The sequence below is a fragment of the Candidatus Streptomyces philanthi genome, assembly GCF_059553635.1.
Genome location: NZ_JCANQV010000388.1, coordinates 1 through 4,510, shown reverse-complemented (window position 1 = coordinate 4,510; position 4,510 = coordinate 1). Strand labels below are relative to the sequence as shown.

Sequence of the window (4,510 nt, the reverse complement as noted above, 5' to 3'; positions counted from 1 at the left end):
GGTCGCGGTGGGCTGCGCGCTGGCGGGCTGGGCGTCGACGGCGGTCGGCGTCGGGCACCCGTACTGGGCGGTGGTCACCGCGGCGTCGGTGTTCCAGGCGAACACCACCCTCACCTGGCAGCGGGCGTTCCAGCGCACCCTGGGCAACCTCCTGGGGCTGCTGCTGTTCACCGCGCTGCTGCCGCTGATCCGCACCGGCCCGCTCGCGATGATCGCGCTCGCGCTGCTCCTCCAGTTCGGCGCCGAGGCGTGGATCACCCGCAACTACTGGCTCGGCTCGGTCTGTGTCACGCCCATGGCGCTGCTGCTGACCGAGTTCGGCAGCCATCTGCCCGCCGTGACACTGGTCGCCGACCGCTGGGTGGACACGCTCGTCGGCGCCGCGGTCGGCCTGGCCTGCTGTGTGGTGGTCACCAACCGCCGCGCCGGGCACCGGATCGACGCCGTACTGGACCGGTTGGCGGCGGCCGAGGCCGCGGCGGCACGGCTGCCGACGGACGGGCCGCAGGACGGCGAGGCCGCTCGGGAGGCGGGGCGCTGCCGCGACCGGCTCGCCGGCGCTCTGGTCGAGCTCCGTGAGGCCGTCGACGTGGCGTCCGGCGAGTGGTGGCAGCGCGCCCTGCCCGAGGAGCGCGTCGCCCTCGCGGAGCAGCGGGGCCACCGCACCCTGGCACGGCTGGTCCGGCACCGTCCGGTGACCGCGCCGGCCCCCTGACCCCGGCGTCCGCCCCTCCGCCGGGCAGGCACAATGGCAGGGACGGGTGAGAGGAGAGTGCGGGTGGCCGAGGACATCGTCGCGGGGGTGCTCCGCCAGTGGCAGCAGGTGCACCCGGGGCTCGACACCGGCCCGATGGCCCTCATCGGGCGCCTCAACCGCTGCTCGGCCCTGCTCCAGCAGGCGGCGGACGCCCCGCTGCGGCGCGCCGGCCTCACCCGCCCCGAGTTCGACATCCTCGGCGCCCTGCGCCGCACGGACCGGGAACTGACCCCCGGTCGGGTGGCGCGGGAGACCTTCGCGTCCGGTGCCGCCGTGACGAAGCGGGTACGGCAGCTGGAGGCACGCGGACTGGTCGCCCGCCGCCCCGACGACCGTGACCGCCGGGTCGCCCATCTCTCCCTCACCGACGAGGGCCGCGACACCATCGACCGGCTGCTGCCCGAGCAGCTGCGCTACGAGGCGGCGCTGCTGGAGGGCATCGGCGGCCCGGCGCAGCAGGAACTCTCCGACGGTCTCGCGGAGTTGCTGGTCGTCCTGGAGGGTCGGCTGGGCAGCCTGATGGACTGACCCGCGGGGTCCGTCCCCGGGCGCCGGAGGCCCTTGCCCCGTACCCCCTTCCTCCCGCCCGCGCGCCACGCGCCTTCCGGCGCGCCCGGAACCGTACGCGCGGCACCTCCACCTTCACCCCGTTCCCGCCCGCCGGCAACCGCGACCCGCGCGGGACGGGCTTTCCCCTGCTCAGGCACCGGTTTGAACGTCCGCCCGTCACCGTGTCATGTCGCCGCCACAGCGGTCTTCTGAGGGCGTTTCACCGTCATGTCCTTTGCGGTCAAAGGAAGTTGAGGGTGATGAATCAGGTTTCGAGAGTGATAGATGTGATTGGATGAGTATGCCCGAGTTGATATGTATCATTCTGCGAGTGATCGCCAGTGCGGGCCCACGCCCTTGGTGAGCACTGATGGGATACCCAGGGGAGTTCGGCGTGTCGGTGACCGAAGAAGCGGAAGAGACGCAGGAGAAGTCCGCGGAGGGCGACAAGCCCACAACGACTCAGAAGGCGGCCACGCTCGTCATACGCAGGGGCGACGGTTCCATACCGGTGGACCACCTCTTCCGCGACGGCGGCCCCGCGGAACAGCGCGAAAGACCCGCCGAGCGGACGGGGTCCCCCCTCACCCGCACCGGGACCTCCGTGACGCAGACGGGAACCCCCGTCGTACGGACGGAGAACGAGACCACACGGCAGGTCCTGACGGCGCCAAAGGCGGACCGGGACCTCACCGAACGCAAGGGCGCCTCCTGCTCCGGCTGGTGGGCGATCCTCGTCGCCCTCCTCGCGACCGCCGGCGCGGGCTGGCTGATCCGCTACGGAGAGCAACTTCCCGAGCGGTTCGCCGCGTTGGAGTCCGACGCCTGGCGGTGGGCCGGCGCCGCCGTCTGCGGCGCCCTCGCGCTCTACGCGCTGGGCGGTCTCACCAGGGGCCGGGTCGGCACCGTCTGGGCCCTGACCCGCTTCGGCCGCTACCGCGGCAGTGTGCGGAAGACCGGCCTGCTGTGGATCAATCCGATGACGCTGCGTCACCGCGTCGACGTGCGGCTGCGGCACTGGCGCAGCGAGCCGATGACCGTGGTCGACGCCCAGGGCGCCAAGCTCCATGTCGTGGTGCTGGTCGTGTGGCGGGTCAAGGACAGCGCACGCGCCCTCCTCGCCGTCGACGACCACCTCTCCTACCTGCGGGAGCAGGTCGAGGCAGTGACCGCCCGGGTGGTCTCCCGGATGCCCGCGGACACCTTCCCCGTCCGGGAGTCCGAGGCGGACGAGCAGGTGCCCACCCTCCGCGACACCGAGGCGGTCGGTGACGAGATCAGCCGTCTCCTGGCGGCGGAGTGCCGGGCCGTCGGCGTCGAGGTGTTCTCCGCCCGGCCCACCCGTCTGGAGTACGCCCCCGAGGTGGCGGCGGCGATGCAGCGCCGGCAGATCGCGGCCCTGGACGCCAAGCACCGCGACGGCGTGCTGACCTCCGTCCTCGACGCGGTGGACGACACCGTGCACCGCCTCACCGAGCGCGGCCTGGTCGAACTCGACGACTACGAACGCAAGGCCCTGGTCAAGGACCTGACCGTGGCCTTCTACACGGCGCGCGGCAGCGCGGCCGACGCCCGCTGAGCCTCCGCTCGGCGGGGACGCACAGGCAGCTACAGGGAGAGGTGGTGGTCCGCTTGCGGACACCCGAATTCACCGAGGTCATACCGGCCGACTGCACCTGCGCGCACTGCGCGGGAGCGGCGGGAGCCGGTCCGGGAGGGCAGGCGGGCCAGCGCTGCACCGTGCGCGGTGCGCTGGTGGCGGCGGTCGGCGCCGCCGTGCTCCTCGGGACGGGCGCCGGGACGGCCACGGCGGAACCCGCTCCGAGCCACGCCGGATGGGACGGTTCCAAGTACTGGTACAAGGACGCGTCCGGCGCCTGGCGGTGGACCTCCCACCAGGACAAGTACCTCGCGCGCACCGGCCAGTCCGCGAAGCAGTCCGGCTCCGGGCACTCCACGGCGGGCCGGACCGGTGCCTCCCGGACCGGTCAGCCGGTGTTCCGGGGGCACCAGGGCTGGGACGCGCAGGACCGCGTGTACTGGTACCAGAAGGGCGGCCACTGGTACTGGACCAGCCACAAGTCCAAGTACCAGCGCTACGCGGGCGGAAGCTCCTCGTCCTCGTCCGTCCCCAGCGCGAACCGCCCCGGCCCCTCCCGGACCGGTGAACCGGTCTTCCGGGGACGCCAGGGCTGGGACGCGCAGGACCGCGTCTACTGGTACCAGAAGGGCGGCCACTGGTACTGGACCAGCCACAAGTCCAAGTACCAGCGCTACGCGGGCGGCTCCGGCTCCTCCGGTTCGTCCGCCTCCTCGGGCTCGTCGGGCTCCTCCGGCGCGTCGGCCGGGTCGGGCACACCGAGCCGGCACGGCACCGAGGCCGCCATCGGCTTCGCCTCGCGCCACCTCGGCGACCCCTACGTCTGGGGCGGCAACGGCCCGCACGGCTGGGACTGCTCGGGCCTGGTCCAGGCAGCCTACCGCCAGGCCGGCATCACCCTCCCGCGAGTGGCGGACGACCAGTACCGCGCCACCTCGCGGATCTCCCGCGACCAACTGCGCCGCGGTGACCTGGTGTTCTGGAGCAGCAACGGCGCGGCGTCCGGCGTCCACCATGTGGCGATCTACCTGGGCGGCGGCCAGTACCTGGAGGCCCCGCGCCCCGGCAAGAACGTCCGCGTCTCCTCGTTCAGCTGGTACAACCCCAACCTCTACGGCCGGGTGCGCTGACCGCGCTCCGGGCCGGCCGGGCGGTGCCCGGTGCCGCCACCGGTACTCCGTGTACCGGTGCGCGGCGCCGGGCACCGCCCTTCTCCCTTTTTCGTGGAACGTTTTCCGACCGGAATGGATCGCATTTCCCCTTTCCGCACACGCAAGAATTCCCCCGCCGAGCACACGCGGAGGGAAATCACGGACGGCTTTCCCGGAAAAGGATCACTTCCCCGGCCCGGATTTCTCCTCCTCCACCGCGCGCAATTCCGCCGCGCACACACCCGGCGCGCAGAACGGCCGCATACGGACGGAGGCCGACGGGCCGCAGAGCTCGTCGAGACGCCCCTCGTGGATCATGCAGACGATCTGGGGGAACCGGAGCGCGACGTCCAGGACCGGGCAGGCGTGGAAGAGCACCCGGTCCGGGGCCCCCTCGCCGCCGGAGCGCGGGCGGAACCCGGCGCGGGCGGCCACCGCGAGGGCGCGGTCCCG

4 protein-coding genes and 1 pseudogene are annotated in these 4,510 nt (G+C 72.9%); 4 read left to right on the top strand and 1 reads right to left on the bottom strand.

The genetic code is table 11. The annotated features are described in order from the left end of the window. From AC51EU_RS27495 to AC51EU_RS27480, 4 genes are all read left to right on the top strand, one after another. Nucleotides 1–715: FUSC family protein (locus AC51EU_RS27495; protein WP_496269788.1), on the top strand; the 715-nt coding region annotated here is incomplete at its 5' end. A 63-nt stretch (nucleotides 716–778) separates the two neighbouring features. Continuing rightward, nucleotides 779–1,285: a MarR family winged helix-turn-helix transcriptional regulator gene (locus AC51EU_RS27490; protein WP_496269787.1), complete on the top strand. Its 507-nt coding sequence runs from the start codon at nucleotides 779–781 to the stop codon at nucleotides 1,283–1,285. Between the two features lie 415 nt (nucleotides 1,286–1,700). Next, nucleotides 1,701–2,885 (top strand): SPFH domain-containing protein, encoded by a 1,185-nt coding sequence (locus AC51EU_RS27485; RefSeq protein WP_496269786.1) that lies wholly within the window; start codon nucleotides 1,701–1,703, stop codon nucleotides 2,883–2,885. Between the two features lie 53 nt (nucleotides 2,886–2,938). Further along, nucleotides 2,939–4,036, top strand: a complete 1,098-nt coding sequence (locus AC51EU_RS27480; protein ID WP_496269785.1) for a C40 family peptidase — start codon at nucleotides 2,939–2,941, stop codon at nucleotides 4,034–4,036. Between the two features lie 204 nt (nucleotides 4,037–4,240). Here AC51EU_RS27480 and AC51EU_RS27475 read toward each other — a convergent pair. Continuing rightward, nucleotides 4,241–4,510: pseudogene (locus AC51EU_RS27475) on the bottom strand (hypothetical protein); the annotation flags it as partial.